A 19,472-nucleotide genomic window follows, 5' to 3' on the forward strand; every position below is an offset into this window, starting at 1 on the left:
AGATTCTGCGCGACGGTATCCAGGTACCGATTGTCGGGCCGCCCAACGCCGGCAAGTCGTCGCTCTTCAATGCCATCCTCGCCGAGGAACGCGCCATCGTTACCGAGATTCCCGGCACCACCCGCGACACCATCGCCGAAAAAATCGAACTTGACGGTATCATTGTGCGCTTCATCGACACGGCCGGCATGAGAGAAACTGATGATCGTATCGAGTCGATCGGCGTCGAACGCGCCCGCCGCGAGATTGCCGGTGCTCAAATCGTCATCGCCGTCTTCGACGCCGCCAAAACCTCGATCGCGGCGATCCGCGAATTTCTGGACGGCTACGCCGGCAAGCAGATTGCACTGGTGCTAAACAAGATTGACTTGCTGACGGAGGCGCAGATTGCCAACTTGGATGCGGAATTCCAGGCCGCCTTTCCCAGTCTCGTCTCCGCCAGGAACCTGGTCGGTATCGATGAGCTTCTGGCGCGCATCTCCCGGTACATCGCCAACACCATGCAGCCGCTCGGCACTGACAACAACCTTTTGACCAACCCGCGTCATCAGCGCTGCATCCTCAGCGCCGTTGCCGCGCTCGGTGCCGTCCGGGCCAAGCTCGCCGCCGATGAAAGTTTCGAACTGCTCGCTTTCGACCTGAGACTGGCTGTCGAAGCACTCGAAGAGATCCTCGGCCGGATCACTAACGAAGACCTCCTCGCGGAAATCTTCTCCCGTTTCTGCATCGGCAAGTAGCGCAGCCAGTCCGCGGCTGCCCTTTGCAGTTGCGTCCCGTGAACAATCGTGGGTCGATAATTCCCTGATCGAATCGTGAATTCCCCCTTGCAACCACTATCCGCCCCGCGTATGTTTTGGAGTCTTATGGTTGATTTCGACGTTATCGTCATCGGCGGCGGTCATGCCGGTATTGAAGCCGCTTGTGCTACGGCCCGCATGGGTCTAGCGACCGCCCTCGTCTCCGGCGACCTTGCCAGGATCGGCGAGATGTCGTGTAATCCGGCGATCGGCGGGACCGGTAAAGGTCAGCTTGTGCGGGAAATCGATGCCCTTGGCGGAATTATGGGCTATATCACTGATAATACCGGCATCCACTTCCGCACGCTTAACAAGAGCAAAGGCCCGGCAGTCTGGTCGTCGCGTGCGCAGTGCGACCGCAAGCTTTATCGTGAATTTGCGCAGAGAGTTATATCTGATATACCGAATCTGACGGCAATTGCCGGAATGGCGGTTGGTATCACGGCGCAAGATTCTGACTTTGAGCGCGTTGTGCTTGCCGACGGCCGCGAAATTCGCGCGAGTGCATGTATCCTCGCCTCCGGTACATTCCTTAACGGCTTAATTCACATCGGCGAGGAGCAGATACCAGCCGGTCGCGTCAACGAAGCGCCAGCGCTCCATCTCTCGGAGTCGCTGCAGAAGCTCGGCTTCGAGACGGGACGTCTCAAGACCGGCACTCCACCGCGCCTTGAAGGCGAGACTATCGACTATAGCCGGCTTGAACCCCAGCCGGGGGATGACTATTTCAAGTCATTCTCCATGCGCACCAAGCAGCAGGTCGTTAGCCGCGCACTCTGCCACATCACGTACACATCGCCTGAGACGCATCGGATCATCCAGGCCAACCTCCACCGCTCGGCCATGTTCTCCGGCAACATTCAGGGAATCGGTCCGCGCTACTGCCCGTCGATCGAAGACAAGATCAATCGCTTCCGTGACAAGGAGCGCCACCAGCTCTTTATCGAACCAGAAGGCCTCGATACCACCGAGATCTATATCAACGGGCTGTCGACGTCGCTGCCGGCTGACGTCCAACTGGAAATCCTGCATTCAATTCCCGGTCTCGAGCAGGTCGTCATGAAGCGGCCAGGCTACGCGATCGAGTATGATTTCTTTCCGGCGCACCAGATCAAGCCGACGCTCGAAACGCGCCTCATCAACAATCTATATTTCTGCGGCCAGATCAACGGAACCTCGGGCTACGAGGAAGCTGGAGCCCAGGGCCTCGTTGCCGGAATCAACGCCGCCCGCAAGCTAATGCATCTGGAACCGTTTATTCTTGACCGTTCGGAGGCGTATATCGGAGTTATGATCGACGATCTCGTAACCCGCACGCCGACCGAACCGTATCGCATGTTCACCTCCCGAGCCGAGTATCGATTGGCACTCCGAGAGGACAATGCTGCTGACCGACTAATCGGTTACGGACGCGAGTTTGGTCTGGTCGATGATGAGGTATACGATCGCTTTCTCCAACGCCGGCAATCTGTTGAAGATGAGAAAAAGCGGCTGAACCGGACTCTTGTCCCAGTTGCTTGGGTAGATCCATCGGCCAATGGCGACAAGCAGCACATGGCGATACTGCTGCGTCGACCGAAACTGGCCTATGCAGATTTCGGAAAATTCGATGATATCTGCGCGGCGATGCCAATTGATCTGGCCGAGCAGGTCGAAATCGAAATCAAGTACGCGGGCTACCTTGAAAAGCAGGACCGCGAAATCGCCCGCTTCCGCGAGCTTGAGTCAAAGCGAATTCCCGACGGATTCGACGTGACCAAGGTCAGCGGGCTGAAGAAAGAAGCGGTGCAGGTTATGGCGAAATATCGGCCGGTGAACCTTGGCCAGGCCTCTCGTTTGTCTGGTATCACTTATTCTGATATTACCGTGTTAATGATTCACTTAAGGCGTTATCGTGAGACCAATGTTTCACGTGAAACATCGTGATTGACCTTGATCCGTCAATCCGAGGGATCCTCGCTGAAGTCAACTCGGGGGGCGCTGACTCTGCCTATGAGCAAATCAGATCATTTGCTGATTACCTTCTCCAGGTCAACCCCAAAGTCAGCCTGATCTCCCGCCAAGACTCACAGGCACTGCTCAACAATCTGATCTACGATTCGCTAGTGATCGCCAGCCTGGTCAAATTCGACACCGATGCCAGTTTGCTCGATATCGGCTCTGGAGCCGGTATTCCCGGGTTGATTCAGAAAATCGCCCGCCCCGACCTCACGCTTTGTAGCGTTGACTCGAATCGGCGCAAAATAGAATTCCAGCGAACGGCCGCTATCAAACTTGCTCTCTCGAATTGCCGCTTCGTCTGCGGCCGCATCGAGGCCGCTGCTGTCGCGCCTTGCGACTATGCAACAGCCAAGGCATTCGGGAGTGTCTCTGAGATCTGCCATCTGGCGGCACCACACTTGAAATTCGGAGGGATTCTCATTATGCCGCGCGGGTCCAACGAGACTTCGACGGATCAACAGCCGACGGCGGACTATAGATTAATCGATCGCCAAGAGTATAACAGTGGCCTTACCGGCCAATCCACACTTCTGCTATTCCGCTGCGAGGCCAGGTCCGTTCGGCCGTTCGTCATTGACGGCCACTAATTGCAGCAGATCTTGTCATCTCCCCGATTAAGAGTGCAAGTTTTTGTTGCGCAATTGACCGAGAGCCATTAATTAACAACTGAACGGATTCGTACTCGGCAGGAGGGATTTCTGGCTAAGGTATTTACTATCGTCAATCAGAAAGGTGGAGTCGGCAAAACCACCACCGCGATCAATCTTTCTGCCTGCATTGCTATCGCCGAGAAATCCACGCTGCTGATCGACCTCGACCCGCAGGGCAATGCGACTTCCGGCATGGGCATCGATAAACGCGCACTCATCTCCTCGGTCTACGACCTCTTCGCTGATCCCCCGCAGCCGATCGAGGCCGTCGTGCAGAAAACGAACATCAAGTACCTCGACATCATTCCGGCTAACATCAATCTCGTCGCCGCCGAACTGGAACTGGTCGAGCGTGCCGACCGCGAGGTCTTCCTGCGTGAAAAGATCGCTTCGATCCGTGATTACTACGACTATATCGTGATCGACTGCCCGCCATCCCTGGGGCTGCTAACATTGAATGCACTGGTGGCCGCTGATCATCTGCTGATTCCGATCCAGGCGGAGTATTATGCCCTGGAAGGTCTTAGTCAGTTAATCGATACGATCAAGCTTGTACAGCAAAGCTTGAATCCTCAACTCACAATTGGTGGTATCTTGATCACGATGTTCGACCACCGACTGAATCTCGCGCGACAGGTTGTCGACGAGACCCGCAATCATTTTAGAGACAAGGTCTTCACTACGATAATCAACCGCAATGTCCGCCTTGGCGAGGCGCCATCCTATGGCAAGCCGATTATCCTTTACGACATCGGCTCGACTGGCGCGGAGAACTATATCTCGCTGACGGAGGAGGTCTTACGGATATGAAAAAATCTGCGCTGGGGAAGGGCCTGGCAGCGCTGATTCCAACCGCGCCGATTGAAGCGGCACCAATCTCGACTCCGAGCGTCGATGCTGGAGAGCGCCTGCTGATGATCAGCCTCGATCAGCTTCTGGCCAATCCCAATCAACCGCGCAAGCATTTCGAGGAAGAGAAGCTGCAGCAACTGGCGGACTCGATTCGCCAGAAGGGGGTGCTGCAGCCAATCTTGGTGCGCAGAATCGACGGCAGGTATCAAATCGTTGCGGGCGAGCGGCGGTTCCGCGCCGCGGAACGATTGGGGCTGCCGGAAGTTCCGGCGCGCCTGGTCGAGGATTTGACCGATCGCGATATGCTGGAGATTTCGATCGTCGAGAACCTGCAGCGCGACGACCTCAACCCGCTCGAACTGGCGAATGGTTACCAGCGTTTGATTCGTGATTTCAATCTGACGCAGGAGGAACTCTCGACGCGGGTCGGAAAAGATCGCTCATCGATCGCCAATACACTGCGACTGCTGAACCTGCCCGAGGAGGTCAAGGAGCAGATCGTCGCCGGCAAGCTGAAGGAGGGGCATGCGCGGGCGATTCTGGCGCTGGAAAACGAACGCGAACAATTGGAACTGGCTCGTAAGATCATCACCGAAGATCTGACCGTCCGCGCGATCGAGGAGATTATCTACGGCGCAAAGCGTAAGAAACGCGGCCGCAGTTTGAAGCTGAGGACGCGGCCACTCGAGGTTGCCCAGGCGGAAACCGCTCTTAAGCGCAGACTCGGCACGGCGGTGAAGATCGAGCGCGGCCTCAAGCGCGGGAAGATCCAGATCGAATTCTACGGCGACGCCGATTTGACGCGTATTTTGGAGCTTCTGGGAGTAGAATTATAAATGTCGACCGCCGATAACCATATTACTTTGATGCTGGTCTTCGAATCGGGCCGACCGCCGGTTTCAATCAAGCTGGCCCGCTGGAAGTACCAGCTGGCGATTGGCCTGCTGGCGGTGCTGGTGTTGGTCTCGATCTTCGGCACGCTCAACTTTGCGCGGCTGTCGTTACAGGCGAACGAACGCGATTTTCTCTTGCAGGAGAATGAAGAACTGCGTCGGCTGAACTCGAAGGTTGTCGTACTGGAGAGCAATTTACAGGCGTACCGTGAGATGCTTCACCAGGTGGCAACATTGGCAGGAGTCGACCTGACGCAATACGGCATGAGCGCAGTCGGCGATTCGGCCGCAACCCTCTCGGATACCGAGTTTAACATAGATGCCGGAGCGCCCGTTTCCGGGGCGCTACAGCCGGCCCCAACCGGATTGCCGGTGCGGGGCTATCTCTCGCGTACGTTCCGGCCACTGGATGAGAATCCCAAGACGCGGCACCTGGGTGTCGATATCGCGGTGAAAAAAGGCACGCGCGTGACGGCGACCGCTGACGGCGAAGTCGCTTTCGCCGGCTGGGACGACACCTTTGGCTGGATGGTAGTACTGAAACACGCGAACAATGTCGAAACCATGTATGGACATAACGACACGTTGCTGGTCGCAACCGGCGCACCGGTGAGCTTCGGTCAAACGCTGGCGCTCTCGGGCAATACCGGCGTCAGCACGGCGCCACATGTCCATTACGAGGTTCGCATTGACGGCAAACCCGTTGACCCGGAAAAATATTATGGGAAAACCACTAATTAACCTAATAGGAGAGGAATCGATGCCAGAGAATCTGAGCACCATTATCGGCAAGGACAGCACATTCACGGGCACACTCGAAATCAAGGGCGCCTTACGCGTCGACGGCAAGGTTAAGGGCAAAATCGTCTCGGATGAAACCGTCACGATCGGCAATACCGGCGAAGTTGAGGCGGATATCGATGCCAAGACCGTCGTTGTTTCCGGCACCGTAATCGGGAATATTCACTCATCGGACAAGACGGAAATGCAGGCTAAGGCCAAGGTAATCGGGGACTTAGTGACTAAAAGCATCGTGATCGAACAAGGTGCAATTTTTCAGGGGTCTTGTCAAATGAAAGGACTAAAAGAACTCGACCAAAGACCCGATAATAAAATGTTGGAAAAGAAGCCGCTGCCGTAGTGAATCCTCACCACGGTCAGATTTTGTGGATAACTAACAGGGCAATGTGGATTCTTCCGTAGTCGGTTGATTCACAACGTCATACAAGACACAGTTAACAGTACCGATTAAGCGTTATCCACAAGGGCTTGAACTAAGTTTGCTTAGTAACTGACGGGGAATTTGGCCGTGGGTACGTTCTTTTTGATCGCCAGCACCGTGCTCTTCTTCAGTGGGCTCGGCTGCCTCTTGATCGTCTTTGTGACGATCGCGCGTCGTCTCAAAGACAACATGACTACGTCGGTCTATTTTCGATCGAAGCGCTCGTACAAGACTTGGGCATTGTCGATCGCCGGTGTAATTCTGATCGTGCTCGCTCAAGGCAGTTACTGGTTCTACAACCAGGTTGGGCGTTACATTCCGTTCGAAAACAACGTTCCCAAGGCGACGGTGAGCTTTCTCTACGAGGAATACCGCCAGCCGCGTCTGATTCTCCAGACGACCGATCAAAACAATCAACTCAATATTCAGCGCGTTCCCTTTACTTCCGACTCGCTGGCGCTTGGCGTAGAAGTGATTCAATGGAAGAAGGTCTGCCAGGTGTTGGGACTGAAAGACTGCTATCGGATCAACGGCATCTATTATGTCAACGGATCCGACGACACGGTGGCCAGCTTGACGCGGATTCCCAACCACGAACTCAACGGCGGACCTTCCGGTTTCCTGCCGCTGGCGGCGTCCGTGGGCGGAGCCTTTCCGGGCACCGTCCGGTTACTCCTGTCCAAGCCGGTCGAGGCACAGGGCAATCTGCTCTACACACTGGAATTTGCACGCGACGGCATCAGCCTGACCCGGGCGATTGACAATCAACAAGCCGCGAATTATCCTCAGTAACGCAAAACAATTGGGGCGGTTGCGGCGTTTATCGGTATAAGCGTTTGTCGCTTGTACTGTATCTGCGCCGAGTCGGATTCCGCCTGAGCGCGGATGTGTTTTTAACGATGCGGGGCAGTGGCAGCAGATCGTTTCGGAGGATGTGAATGACGGATCAGATCAAAGAATCGGCCGACCTGCAGGCAGTCGGCCGGCTGAAAGAAGCGCGGGCCAAGATCAAAGCGGAAGTCGGCAAGGTTATCATCGGCCAGGAGCGCGTCATCGATGAGTTGATGATTGCGCTGCTGTCCAACGGCCATTGTCTTCTTGTCGGCGTGCCGGGGCTGGCGAAGACGCTGTTGATTTCGACGCTGGCACGCGTACTGGATCTGAAATTCTCGCGAATCCAGTTTACCCCGGATCTGATGCCCTCCGATATTACCGGCACGGAAATCCTGGAAGAGAACAAATCGACGGGTCAGCGCGAATTCAAATTCGTCAAAGGGCCGGTGTTCGCCAATATCGTGCTGGCGGATGAAATTAACCGCACGCCCCCGAAAACGCAGGCCGCTCTGTTGCAGGCGATGCAGGAACATGAAGTAACCGCTTCGGGACAGACCTTCAAACTGGATGAGCCGTTCTTTGTCCTGGCAACCCAGAATCCGATCGAGCAGGAGGGTACCTATCCGCTGCCGGAAGCCCAGCTTGACCGTTTCATGTTCAACATCCACGTCGACTATCCCTCGTACGAGGAGGAACACGCGATCGTCAAGTCGACGACGGCTGTGATGGGCCAGCAGGTCAGTAAGGTGATGAGTGGTTCGGAGATTTCAAGTCTGCAGCACCTGGTGCGCAAAGTGCCGGTTTCGGATCACGTGATCGATTATGCCATCAAGCTGGTGCGCGCCACGCGCCGGAGCGGCGGCGAGGTGCGCGAGTACATCAGCAATTGGGTAACCTGGGGCGCCGGTCCACGGGCGTCGCAGTATCTGATTCTCGGCGCCAAGACCAATGCGATCTTGAACGGCCGGTATACACCTTCAATTGAGGATGTGCAGTTAGTCGCCAAGCCGGTGCTGCGGCATCGCATCGTCACTTCCTTCAACGCCGAGGCTGACGGCGTCGACACGTTGCAGATTATTGATAAGCTATTGGCGGAAGTTAGAGAGTAGTCACAGGCGGCCGCATGGTGGCGACAAAATGCAAAGATTGAACGGCTTTCCGTTAGTGCACAAAGGCCACGGCATGCCAACTCTGTGCGAAGGGGATTTCCCAGAATCCGGTTTGCAGTTCGCCAACTTTGGTGATGGCGTTGTTGAAGACCACCGTATCCTTCTTGATCTTGCCTTCGTCTACCAGCCGCTGAAAATCGGGGCGTGAAACACATTTGATGTAATCCCCGTCGCGGAAGTACACCAGGCTGCGGTTGAGGGCGTCAAGCTGGTATTGCGTCTTGAGAGTTTTGAACACGCGGACAGACGAATCGATCGAGCAACCGGAAACACCGTCCGCCGTTTCCCCGGCAAGGAAGACGAACTGGTCGTGGACGATCCCGAACGCACCGCGAACGTCGTCCTGATGCGATTTCCAGTCCTCAACAAACTCTGCCAGCGCGTCGCGGACGACCTGTAACTCGGCCGGGTCAAGACGGCGCGGGAACGCATATACCCAAAGCCGGGTATCGGGGCGAAAATCATGGAACAGTTTCATCGACAATGATAACATCGGCAGTGGGGGGAAGTTCCAATAGAAGTAATTCGGTTGCTGTGCGCGCGGATGCGGCCTCTCGCAGCCGTCAAGAATTCGCGGAGTTCTCGTCGTCCTCTTCGCTCACCGGCTTGCGCTCCAGATACAACATCGTCCCCAACAGCGGCACCCAGTCGGAGAAGGCCTGGCCGGAGTTTTCGGGCTTGCGGCGGATGCGACTGATGGCGTTGAGCTTGGAATCCATCTCGTCAATGAAGTACAGCACAAATGCCTCTTCAAACGCCGGCTCGACCGGCGCGGAATATTCCTTCTTGCCCTGGTGCGAGAGAATCATGTGCAGCAGCTTCTTGACGTTTACATCGTCCTGTAGCCCGAGGCGGACAATCGTCGCGCGGACCATCTCATAACCGATCACCATGTGGCCGAAGAGCCGCCCCTCGGTGGAGTACTCGAAGGTTGACTCAAACTCGAGTTCGCTGATTTTGCCGACATCATGCAGCAGCGCTCCGGCGATCAGCAGTGAACGATCGAGGTAATCGTAATGTTCACAAAGCTTGACCGCAGCGCGCGCCATCGACAGCGAGTGCTCGGCCAAACCGCGCAGGTAGCCGTGATGCCAGCGTGTTCCTGCCGGTGACGCAAAGTAGCGCGGCTTAACTTGTTCGTCGTACAGGACTTCAACCAGAACCTGGCGCAGTGCTTCGTCGTCGACCAGCTCGATGACAGCTTCGACACCGGCCTCAAGTTCCTCCGGCGAGTAGTCGCTGGCCGGAAGCAGTTCAGTGACATCGTACTCCTCCGGCTTGGCCGCGCGTATCTTCTCGACGTTAAGCTGTTGTTGCCCCTTGTAGGAACTGACCAGCCCTTTGACCTTTACTACGCCGGCATCGCGGATCTGCGGATAGGTGGCTTCGGCCTCATCGCCCCACATAATGCCGGCCAACTTGCCGGAGGCATCGGCGAACTCCAGTTGCAGGCGCACACCACCGGTAAACGGGATCAATTCGCACTTGGCGAGTGCATAGAATCCGAAAATGGCATCCCCGGTTTTGGCGTCGCGCAGATTGATTTGCATGTGGGTAATGTTTGGAATCGGAGTGTGAATGTCAAGGCCAACGCGCGACTACGGCGCAATCGGAGTGTAGAGGCAGGCAGTTTGGGCGTATCCGACCCAGTAGTTGATCAATGCGACGATATCGGTGATATTGATGCGGCGATTGCAGTCGCAGTCACCGGCGAAAACGGGGCAATCGACCGGCGCTCCGAGGAAGATGGTGTTGATCAGCCGGGTAGCGTCGGCCAGGTTGATCTTGTTGTCATCGTTGAGGTCACCGACGCGGTAAGGGTATTCAAACATACCGACATCCTCGCGCGCGCCGCCCTGTGGATAAGTGCTGGGCGTAGCCGCGCCGGCATCAATCATCCGCGACGTGCAGAGCAGGCGGTAGTCGAAGCCCATCGCGTTAACGAACTGTGGATCCTTGGCGATGTTCTCATAGATGTCGGCGGAATCCAAATTGAAGTTCTTCGCGCCGGCAAAATTGCCCAGTTCGGGACCACCGCAATTGACGAAGTTGGCCGCCTGATTCAGATAGAAATCGTTGTTCTCAATCGTCCAAATTCCGCCGTTGCAATGGAGACCGCCGCAGGAGGGAGCCGCATTGCCTGACACGATGTTGTTGGCGAAGTTTACCAGCGAACTTTTGATGTACATGGCGCCGCCGTTGAATTCGGCGTCATTGTTGGCGATGACATTGTGATTGATCGTGACCGCGGCACCGTCCAGATATAGGCCGCCGCCGTCGCCGGCCGTATTGTCGACGATGGCGTTGTGCTCGATCAGCGGCGCGGAATTGCGCACGGCGATGCCGGCGCCCTGAATCGCGTTGTTGCCGCGAATGATGTTGAAGCGGATTCGCGGCGCCGAGGCGTTCAGCACAAGAATTCCACCGCCGGCAAACGATCCCGGCACCAACGTACCGATGCCGTTGATCAAAGTGAAGCCGCACAAAGTGGCGGTCGAGTCAACACGAGTTACGAATCGCACCACCGAGCCGGTGTCGGCATTTGCAGGGGAGGAACCGTCGATAATCGTCTGCTGGATTATTGAGAGATCGGGATTGAGCAGATAATGAGAAGCGACCGTGATGTTCTTGCCACGAAAGCTGATGTTCTCACGATAAGTACCCAGGGCGACGAGAACCGTGTCACCGCTAGTTGCCGCAGTAATGGCACCTTGAATAGTCGTATATGAGCCGGGGACATTCAGAACGCGGCCAAACGATGGCGGGAAAAGCAACACTACCGCCGATGCTATCAAGAGCAGGACACGAATCAAAGCAGTACAATCTCCCACTCGGCCAGTAGGGTCACGAGCAATCTAACCAAATCCACAGAATATGCAAACACTTTGCACCAAACCGCGAGACGAGCAGTTGATTTCCGTGCGCTGGCCGCAGATCAAATCTGCAGACCCGACGGGTAGCGAAACCGAGAAGTAGAAAGAACTTGAACCGGCGAGCGCCGATCAGTTGGATCTGACGCCCGCAATGAATCTGTCGGCCAGCGTCTGCGCCGACTTGCGGTCGGAATAACCGGTGACTACCACCAAGGTTCCCGCGTCAGCCGTGCAGTAGATATTGCCCCAGTTGGGGTGATTGCCGAATAGCCCTTGCTTACCCGGCAACATCAACCACTCTTCAACTTTGCCCTGATCACCAATGAAAGCTTCAGTCGCAGTCGGAAGGCCAATGACCGAGTTGAAGCGAAGATGCAGGGTCATGGTGTCACCCGCAATAACATATTGCGCGCCAAAGAAATCAAACGGCTCCTCCCGCTGTTCCTGATCGCGAATCCAATGCGATTCGGTAAAGGGTAGGCGATCAGCAGAAGGAAATTCCGCAAATTCCGCAGGCAACGAGGTGGTATCGCTGATCTTCTCCGCTATCATCTGTGCCGCTTCGATTACCACATCGTCGCTCACTGAACCACTGCGAATCAGCCGGCCGACGTAACTCCCCTTGATGAAGCCAAGCGTATCGGCCAAGAGATAGCCAACCTGACCAACGTCGACATGCCGGGTCGGCGGCACGCGATGATAAGCGAACATGGTGAAGGCATCCAGCGGCGTCCGGAAGGTCATTAGATCGATTCGCAGTTGGTTGGCGCCGGAAGCATATGTGCCGCTGGCCAGTTTGTCGAGTCCATTGTTCAGGTAGACTTCGGCCATCGAGCTGAGGTGGTCCCAGACGGTATTGCGTTCATAAATTTTCAGGGTGTCCTTGAGTTCAAGACCGGGAAGCGCGGTTTTTCCCGGAAGCAGGGAGCGCAGTGAATCAGGGGGATTCTCCGGAGTAGAACCTCCGGAACAGCCGAACAGCACCAACCCCGAAACAAGGACTATCGCAGTACAGTTTTTTAGAATCAAACTCATAGAACCTCCAACAATTCAACCGGTCGAACGGCTAATGGTTGCCCGCCGAAAACATGAATATCGCCATCACCGACAGAAACCACAACACGACATTGACCAGAATCGGGATGTCCGACAGCAAGACACTGGCCGGTGACCCGCCGCGTTCCTCCTGGTGGATCAGGTACAGGTAGCGAAAGATCCCGTAAAGCACGAACGGGATCGTCAACTCCAGGTGTTCTACACCCAGTTTCTCCTGAATTTCCGGGGAAAGAGTGTAGAACGTGTATGCGACCACGGTCGAGGCGGTGACGACGCTGATTAACTGATCGAGAAAATAGGGGGAGTATTTTTTCAGTGTAACCCGGTGGCTGACGGCATCGTCTTTGAGTGTCACCAGTTCGTGGCGACGCTTGCCGAAACCGATAAACAGCGCCAGCAAGAAGGTGCAGGCAATCAGCCAGGGGGAAGTCGGGACTGCGATTGCATACGAACCGGCGGCGGCGCGGATCACGAATGACGCGGCGATCGCCATGACATCAATAATGACGATATGCTTGAGCAACGCCGTGTAGAGAATATTGAAAGCCACAAAAAGACAGGCGATGTAAGTCACCGGACGCGGCAGGAAAATCGTGGCCAGCAACCCAAGCAGGATCAGGATGATTGCCAGAGCCCGGGCGCTGCCCACCCCGACTGCGCCGGAGGCAATCGGGCGATTCTTCTTGAGTGGGTGCATGCGATCCGATTCGCGGTCGTGGATATCGTTGATAACATAGACTGCGGAGGAGAGCACACAGAAGACGCCGAAGGTCAGCAGCGCCGCCAGGATCTTGTCGACCTGGGTAAATTCGCGCGCAAAGATCAGGGCGCCAAAGATGATGAGATTCTTAACCCATTGCTCGGGGCGAAGCAAAACAACTATAGCGCGCAGAAACGACTCCTCCCTGACGACGGTGCAACTGTGATGGCGGCGCCGGTACGCGACGCGCGGCGGTCGGCTAAAGCGACCTGAACGGCAGGGACTGTCGCAAGGCGGGCAGGAACGCATCCATAAAGCGTTCCGAGATGCGCTGGCACTCCTCGGGCGTACGACCCTGCTGGCCGACCGTTAGTCGGATAATAACGGCATCGGTCGGGGATAACAACAGCGAATTGCGCACCAGATCGAACTTCAAAGCATACTCGCTGGTCAGATCGCCGGAGCGGGTGTGAAACCAGTAAAACATCTGGTCGGTGCGCGCGCGGCGGGTGATGGTCATACGATTAACCTCGACCTGCTTTTCGCCGAAGCGAAACGGCACGTGCTGAATGTCGGTCAGTACCCACCCGCCGCCGGGCAAGCAATGGCGCGGCGAGTGGATTTGCGATCCATATTTCTGGTCACGGAAGTAGCCGACATAGACGCCGACGGATGTCCCGGAGGAATCGGCATAGGAGCGCAGCAGGATCTCGGTCGCTTGCAGGACCGCGGCCGTGGCTTCGCTGATCGGAAAGTCGGCGCCCTCCCATTCGCCGATCTGCAGTGGAATCGCGGCCAGCTGCGACGGCCGTTCCGGTTCCACGACCAGATAGCGCAGAACGGTGGCCATCGCTCCGAACGGAATCAGCAGCACCAGGATGATCCAGAACTTCTTCATGATCCGCCTCCGGGCGGCGCGTCCTTCGACTCACCGGTGCGGAGCAGGCTGCTGAGAATCAGCAGGCAGATCAGTGAGAACATGAACACGATCGTACCCGACAACTCATGGATCGTGCCCTCGGCAACCTCGCGCGAGATACCGTACGCGCCGATGGCCGTGACGCAGATGCGGAAGATATTGGCGGCGATCGCAATCGGCACCGTGGCGGCGAATAGCAGCAGCGCTTTCCAGAGCTTGTTCTGGGTCAGATAGGCCAGCAGTGCCCCGAGCGCAAGCAAGGTCACCAGCGAACGCAAACCGGAGCACGCCTCGGCGACCTCGAGCGAATAGTTGTCGGGCAGATGAATGACATTGCCCTGACGCAAATGCGGAATCCCAATGACCCCCAGCACGCCGGCAGCAACTTTGGAGCCAATTAACTGTAGTGGGAACGTGGCGCTGTAGTAGATCACGTATGGAACCGGGATCATAAAGAGCAAGAAGAAGAACGCGAACCAGATTTCGCGCACGAGTCTGGCACCGGCCAGATAGAGCGTAATCCCGAAGAGCAGCAGCACGAAGGAGACGCGCACGGTGAAATACTCCATGCCGGCGGTACCAAGCAGATACATCAAGAGTGCGCCGATGATCGCGACGAGACCCCATTTGCTGCTTTCCAGCGGAATCGACCGGAGCGTCTCGCGTTTGCGCCAGACCAGCCAGAAGCTGATCGGCAAGATCAGAAAGCCGTGTGAATAGTTGTCATCGGTGTACCAGTCGCGAGCGAGATTCGACAACACCGGCAGGTACATCAACACGATGACCAGAGCAATCAGTCCGATTTGCCACCAGGCCGGAGCCGGCTTGTTGTCGATATGGGAGGCGGAGGAGTTAGGCACGACTCTGAACTAAAGCTTCCCGACGGTAAAATGCGACCGCTTTTTCGAGACCCTCGCGGAAGCCAATCGCCGGCTTAATCCCGAAGGTTTTTTGTACCAGCGACACATCGGCGAACGAATGCTTGATGTCGCCGGGGCGCGGTTCGTCGAAGCGCGGTTCGATTTTCTTGCCGATGATTTCGTTGAGATATTTGACCAGGTCGCGCAGGGTGATTTGATCGCCGCAAGCCAGGTTGTACTCGCCGGGGGTGACCGTATCCATGTTACAGACGGTGGTGATCGCGCTGACGACGTTGTCGACGTAAGTAAAATCCCGCGACTGGTAGCCGTCGCCGAAAATCGTCGGCTGCTCGTCGTTGAGCAGCGCCGTGATGAACTTGGGAATCACCGCCGCATAGTGGCTTTGCGGGTCCTGATTCGGGCCGAAAACATTGAAGTAGCGGAAAGCGATACAGGGCAGGTGGTACAGGGTCGAATAGATGCGGCAGTAGTACTCACCCGTAATCTTGTTAACAGCATATGGCGACAAGGGTGAGGGCAGCATGTCCTCGCGCTTGGGCAGGGTCGGCGTGTCGCCGTAAACGGAAGAGGACGATGCGAAGAAGAACTTCTTGACGTTATTGCGGCGCGCGCATTCGAGCATCGTCAGCGTGCCGTTGATATTGGCGTGATTGGCGGTGAGGGGATTCTCGACCGAGCGGTTCACCGACGGCAACGCCGCCTGGTGCAGGACGAAGTCGATATCGCGACAGGCGTCCAGCGCTGTCCAGAAATCACAGATATCGCCCTCAATCAGCTCGATCTCCGACTCGATCCCGGCCAAGTTTTGGCGACGGCCCGTTGAGAAATTGTCGAGGACGCGCACGTGTTCGCCGCGCTGAAGCAGACCCTTGACGAGGTTGGAACCGATGAAGCCGGCGCCGCCGGTAACCAGGTATCGCATAACTATTTGTCCTCTCTCTGTCTCGTCGTGACAGCTATCGACGGTTGAAGACGGCGACTGGGGAGCGCCATCAGACTACACAATATACTCGTGTGCACGTCGTGCCGCCGGATTTTCCTTGAACCACGCGATGGTGCGGGCGAGGCCGTCGTCGAGATCGACGACGGGTTCCCACGATAACACCTGTCGCGCCAGCGCATTGTTGGCCAGCAAGCGTTCGACTTCCGACTCCGCCGGACGCAGCCGCGCCGCTTCGGACTTGAGCCGCAACGGTTTCTGCAGCAGTTGTGCGATCCGCTCCGCCAATTCACCGATCGCGATTTCGGTACCCGAGCCAAGATTGATCGACTTGCCGACGGCGGCGTCGACCTCCGCCGCGCGGATGATTCCGGCCACGGTGTCGGTAACATAGGTGAAATCTCGTGTCGGCGCCGTAGCCCCGAGCGCAACCTCCGAACCCGCCTGTAACTGTTCAATAATCGTCGGTATGATCGCGCGCAGCGACTGCCTCGGGCCATATGTATTGAACGGCCGGATGATCGTCACCGGCAGGCCGAAACTGCGATGAAACGACTCGGCGAGCGCGTCGGCGGCAATCTTCGAGGCCGAATACGGCGACTGCCCGACGTGGGGATGCCGCTCATCGATCGGGACATATTGCGCCGTGCCGTAAACCTCCGAGGTTGACAATGTCACCACCCGCCGCACCTGATGGTCGAGCGCCGCAGTCAGCACATTGGTCGTACCGACAATATTGGTTTCGACGTAGTGGCGCGGATGGATGTATGAATAGGGAATCCCGATTAGTGCTCCAAGATGAAACACCGCCTCGCAGCCTTTGACGGCGCCCCGGACCGCGTCAGCATCCTTGAGGTCACCGGCAATGATCTCCACCTGAGCGTTCAGAGACTGGGGCAGTGCCTCCAACCAGCCGCGATCGTTGCGGGAGGTATAGCGAATAAAGGCGCGCACGCGATCACCGCGCGCACACAGAGCTTCGACCAGGTGGCTGCCGATGAAACCGGCGGCTCCAGTGACCAAGACCAGACGATGGCCTGACATACAACTATTATATCGGAACTTTTGGCGCTTCAACAGCGATTCTTGAGGCGCGAAAACGGGGGGCCTTAATTCAGCTGGGTCAGACCCTCGCGAATGGCATACTTCGTCAATTCTGCGATTGAGTGCAGATCAAGCTTGTCCATGATCTGCTTGCGGTAAGTCTCGATGGTCTTGACCGAGACCACCAACTGGCCGGCAATCTCTTTGGTCGTCTTGCCCTCGGCCAGCATCTGCAACACTTCGCGCTCGCGGGCACTGAGGATGGAGAATGCGGAAGACTCACCAGTCTTGGCGAGGTTGATATAGTCGTTGATCACGAAGTCGGAGATCTTGGTGCTGAGGTACACCTTGCCGGCGCGGCACTCACTGATAGCGTTGACGACTTCCTCCAGGGCGGAATCCTTGAGCAAGTAGCCGCGCGCCCCCGCTTTGAGCGCTTCGATGATATAGCGGCGGTCAGTATGCATCGACAGAATAATCACCTGCACCTGCGGCGATTCAGTCGCGATCCGGCGGGCGGCCTCGATGCCGTTGAGATCGGGCATAGAAATGTCCATCAAGATAATATGCGGCTGTAGTTCCTTGGCCAGTTTGACCGCGCTTTGTCCGTCGCCGGCCTCGCCGACGACTGCCAGGTTCGGCTGCGCTTCCAACATCGACCGCAGGCCGTCGCGGACGAGTTTGTGGTCATCGGCGAGGACGATCCGGATCTGCGTTGCCTGCGGCTTCATAAAGTTGGCACCGTCAAACAGACCGCCGTGCCGTCGCGGGACGAGTTGATTTCCAATGCCCCGCCGAGGTGCATCAGCCGCTCGCGGATGCTGAAGAGCCCGAATCCGCCCGGGGTATCGGCGCGCGCCAAGCGCTCCGTGTCGAACCCGCGACCGTCGTCGATCACGAAGACCTGCAGCTTGCCGTTGCTGCGCACGACGTTGATTTCGACGCCGGTGGCTTCGGCGTGCTTGAGGGCGTTGGTCAGGAGCTCCTGCACGGCCTTGAAAATAACAATTTCTACTTCGTCGTTCAGGCGTTTGTCGTAGCTGTCGGCGTGGACGACCACCGGCAGATTATGCCGCTTGGTGAACTGCTCGCCCAGCCATTCCAGCGACGCTGCCAGGCCCAGTTCATACAACACCGGCGGGCTAATGGCAAAAGTCAGCGAGCGCGTGTATTGAATCGTCTGGTCGAGCAGGTCAAGGATCTCGGCGGCGCGGGCATCGCGCTGACTGGTGTCGCTGTACTGGCGCAGGCCGGCGATCTTCATCTTGATGATGGCGAGAGTCTGGCCGATGTGATCATGGAGGTCGGAAGCAATTGCACGTCGCTCGCGGGCCTCGGTCAGCGACAGGTCGGAGGCAAGTTTGCGCAGTTGGCGCTGATAGGCGTCAATCTTCTCCTGGGCCTTACGAAATTCCTCGATTTGATCTTGCAACGCAACGTTGGTAGCCCGCAGTTCGGCCGTGCGCTCCTGCACCAACCGTTCAAGTTCGTCATGGGCGCGGCGGATTTCCTCGCGCGCCTGCCGGTGCTGCAGATACATCCGCAGCATCTCGGCCAGCGAGCCGATCAACTCGCGTTCCTCCGCCAAGAACGGACCTTCGGCGGCGGTGGGGCGGGCATCACGATAGTAGACTTCGATCAGGCCGCGAATACCGTTGCGCGTCACGAACTGTGCCTGCTGCATCCACGGACCGGTCTGGAAATCCGCAGTGCGGACTTCGATGTCGCCGAAGGTAATGCGCGCCGAGGTGATTTCGGGATACTGCCATGCCGACGGCAAGAGGTTCACCAGTTCGGCGAGCAACTCGGGGATCGGACCGATGTCGTCCTGCAGCAGTCGCGCAGTGCGGTGGAGCGCGTCCAGTTCCTTGATGCGCTCATCGAGATGTTGCCGCAGTCGCGATACGAAATCGTGCATAGTCAAACACAAGAATAGGGGCACAGCGCACTGTGCCCCTAAATTGAAAGCGAAAAACCGGCTCAGGCCGGGGCCAAGCGCCTACTTGACGGAAGCGGTAGCATTGGCGGCCGGCAGTTCGACCGTCATCCGCCCGGCTTCAACCGTCGCCAGCGCCGCCATCACGACGATCTGGTCGACGTCGTTGGAGCGATGCAGCACATGCACCGGCTTCTTCGTTCCCATCAAAATCGGGCCGATGGGCTCGGCGCCGCCGAGCTTAACCATCAGCTTGTACGCGATATTCCCTGCGGCCAGTTCCGGGAAGATCAGGACATTCGCCTGATCCTGCAGCCGGCTAAACGGGAAGTGCGGACGCAGGATCTCAACGTCGGTCGCGGTGTCGGCCTGCATGTCGCCGTCGACCACCAGATCCGGATGTTCGCGGTGCAGGATTTCGACCGCTTTCTGGACTTTCGAAACCAGCGGATGTTTCACCGAGCCGAAGTTCGAGAACGACAGCAGGGCACAGCGCGGTTCGATGCCGAAGCGGCGCGCGGCCTCGGCGCACATCATCGTAATCTCAACCAGTTGTTCCGGCGTCGGGTCGATATTGACGGTCGTATCGCCGAAGAAGTAGAGTTTGTTCTTGATGATCAGGACGAACATGCCGCTGACGACGGTCAGATCCTCCCGCTTGCCGATGATTTCCAGCGCCGGCCGAATCGTCTCCGGGTAGTGCTG

The 19,472-nt window shown here is 57.1% G+C and carries 21 protein-coding genes; 9 read left to right on the plus strand and 12 right to left on the minus strand.

Annotated elements, in window-relative coordinates; all coding sequences use genetic code 11:
- The 9 genes from IT585_07190 to IT585_07230 all read left to right on the plus strand — a co-directional run.
- Positions 1 to 737: GTP-binding protein (locus IT585_07190; protein ID MCC6963020.1), on the plus strand; the 737-nt coding region annotated here is incomplete at its 5' end.
- Between the two features lie 126 nt (positions 738 to 863).
- Positions 864 to 2,723 (plus strand): tRNA uridine-5-carboxymethylaminomethyl(34) synthesis enzyme MnmG, encoded by a 1,860-nt coding sequence (gene mnmG, locus IT585_07195; protein MCC6963021.1) that lies wholly within the window; start codon positions 864 to 866, stop codon positions 2,721 to 2,723.
- Positions 2,720 to 3,385: a 16S rRNA (guanine(527)-N(7))-methyltransferase RsmG gene (gene rsmG / locus IT585_07200; GenBank protein MCC6963022.1), complete on the plus strand. Its 666-nt coding sequence runs from the start codon at positions 2,720 to 2,722 to the stop codon at positions 3,383 to 3,385. Before mnmG ends, rsmG begins: the two co-directional genes overlap by 4 nt.
- Positions 3,386 to 3,496: 111 nt before the next feature.
- The gene (locus IT585_07205; protein MCC6963023.1) at positions 3,497 to 4,258 is read left to right on the plus strand and encodes a ParA family protein; all 762 of its coding nucleotides are present in this window, start codon (positions 3,497 to 3,499) and stop codon (positions 4,256 to 4,258) included.
- Positions 4,255 to 5,136 (plus strand): ParB/RepB/Spo0J family partition protein, encoded by an 882-nt coding sequence (locus IT585_07210; protein ID MCC6963024.1) that lies wholly within the window; start codon positions 4,255 to 4,257, stop codon positions 5,134 to 5,136. Before IT585_07205 ends, IT585_07210 begins: the two co-directional genes overlap by 4 nt.
- The gene (locus IT585_07215; protein MCC6963025.1) at positions 5,137 to 5,934 is read left to right on the plus strand and encodes a M23 family metallopeptidase; all 798 of its coding nucleotides are present in this window, start codon (positions 5,137 to 5,139) and stop codon (positions 5,932 to 5,934) included. It begins immediately after the preceding gene.
- Positions 5,915 to 6,334 carry a polymer-forming cytoskeletal protein gene (locus IT585_07220; GenBank protein ID MCC6963026.1) on the plus strand — a complete coding sequence of 140 codons (420 nt, stop codon included), beginning with the start codon at positions 5,915 to 5,917 and terminating at the stop codon, positions 6,332 to 6,334. The genes IT585_07215 and IT585_07220 overlap by 20 nt, the downstream gene beginning before the upstream one ends.
- 168 nt (positions 6,335 to 6,502) lie before the next feature.
- Positions 6,503 to 7,207: a hypothetical protein gene (locus tag IT585_07225; GenBank protein ID MCC6963027.1), complete on the plus strand. Its 705-nt coding sequence runs from the start codon at positions 6,503 to 6,505 to the stop codon at positions 7,205 to 7,207.
- 146 nt (positions 7,208 to 7,353) lie between these two features.
- Positions 7,354 to 8,358: a MoxR family ATPase gene (locus IT585_07230; protein ID MCC6963028.1), complete on the plus strand. Its 1,005-nt coding sequence runs from the start codon at positions 7,354 to 7,356 to the stop codon at positions 8,356 to 8,358.
- Positions 8,359 to 8,410: 52 nt separating this feature from the next.
- Here the strand turns inward: IT585_07230 and IT585_07235 are convergent, their stop codons facing one another.
- The 12 genes from IT585_07235 to IT585_07290 form a co-directional block, all read right to left on the minus strand.
- Positions 8,411 to 8,896, minus strand: a complete 486-nt coding sequence (locus IT585_07235; protein MCC6963029.1) for a hypothetical protein — start codon at positions 8,894 to 8,896, stop codon at positions 8,411 to 8,413.
- Positions 8,897 to 8,981: 85 nt separating this feature from the next.
- Positions 8,982 to 9,968: an HD domain-containing protein gene (locus tag IT585_07240; GenBank protein MCC6963030.1), complete on the minus strand. Its 987-nt coding sequence runs from the start codon at positions 9,966 to 9,968 to the stop codon at positions 8,982 to 8,984.
- A 48-nt stretch (positions 9,969 to 10,016) separates the two neighbouring features.
- Positions 10,017 to 11,231: a hypothetical protein gene (locus tag IT585_07245; protein MCC6963031.1), complete on the minus strand. Its 1,215-nt coding sequence runs from the start codon at positions 11,229 to 11,231 to the stop codon at positions 10,017 to 10,019.
- A gap of 189 nt (positions 11,232 to 11,420) precedes the next feature.
- Complete coding sequence (locus tag IT585_07250; protein MCC6963032.1) at positions 11,421 to 12,326, minus strand: hypothetical protein; 906 nt, start codon at positions 12,324 to 12,326, stop codon at positions 11,421 to 11,423.
- 31 nt (positions 12,327 to 12,357) lie between these two features.
- Complete coding sequence (locus IT585_07255; protein MCC6963033.1) at positions 12,358 to 13,356, minus strand: decaprenyl-phosphate phosphoribosyltransferase; 999 nt, start codon at positions 13,354 to 13,356, stop codon at positions 12,358 to 12,360.
- Positions 13,307 to 13,945 (minus strand): EpsI family protein, encoded by a 639-nt coding sequence (locus IT585_07260; protein MCC6963034.1) that lies wholly within the window; start codon positions 13,943 to 13,945, stop codon positions 13,307 to 13,309. The genes IT585_07255 and IT585_07260 overlap by 50 nt, the downstream gene beginning before the upstream one ends.
- Positions 13,942 to 14,826 (minus strand): exosortase/archaeosortase family protein, encoded by an 885-nt coding sequence (locus IT585_07265; GenBank protein MCC6963035.1) that lies wholly within the window; start codon positions 14,824 to 14,826, stop codon positions 13,942 to 13,944. Before IT585_07265 ends, IT585_07260 begins: the two co-directional genes overlap by 4 nt.
- Positions 14,819 to 15,769 (minus strand): SDR family oxidoreductase, encoded by a 951-nt coding sequence (locus IT585_07270; protein MCC6963036.1) that lies wholly within the window; start codon positions 15,767 to 15,769, stop codon positions 14,819 to 14,821. Before IT585_07270 ends, IT585_07265 begins: the two co-directional genes overlap by 8 nt.
- 75 nt (positions 15,770 to 15,844) lie before the next feature.
- On the minus strand, positions 15,845 to 16,831 hold the full coding sequence (locus IT585_07275) for an SDR family NAD(P)-dependent oxidoreductase (GenBank protein MCC6963037.1): 987 nt from the start codon (positions 16,829 to 16,831) through the stop codon (positions 15,845 to 15,847).
- 65 nt (positions 16,832 to 16,896) lie between these two features.
- On the minus strand, positions 16,897 to 17,562 hold the full coding sequence (locus IT585_07280) for a response regulator transcription factor (GenBank protein ID MCC6963038.1): 666 nt from the start codon (positions 17,560 to 17,562) through the stop codon (positions 16,897 to 16,899).
- Positions 17,559 to 18,749: an ATP-binding protein gene (locus IT585_07285; protein MCC6963039.1), complete on the minus strand. Its 1,191-nt coding sequence runs from the start codon at positions 18,747 to 18,749 to the stop codon at positions 17,559 to 17,561. The genes IT585_07280 and IT585_07285 overlap by 4 nt, the downstream gene beginning before the upstream one ends.
- 81 nt (positions 18,750 to 18,830) lie before the next feature.
- Positions 18,831 to 19,472, minus strand: a 642-nt coding sequence (locus IT585_07290; protein ID MCC6963040.1) for an NADP-dependent malic enzyme, incomplete at its 5' end; no start/stop codon positions are given.

The sequence above is a fragment of the Candidatus Zixiibacteriota bacterium genome, from assembly GCA_020853795.1.
GTDB lineage: Bacteria > Zixibacteria > MSB-5A5 > CAIYYT01 > CAIYYT01 > JADJGC01.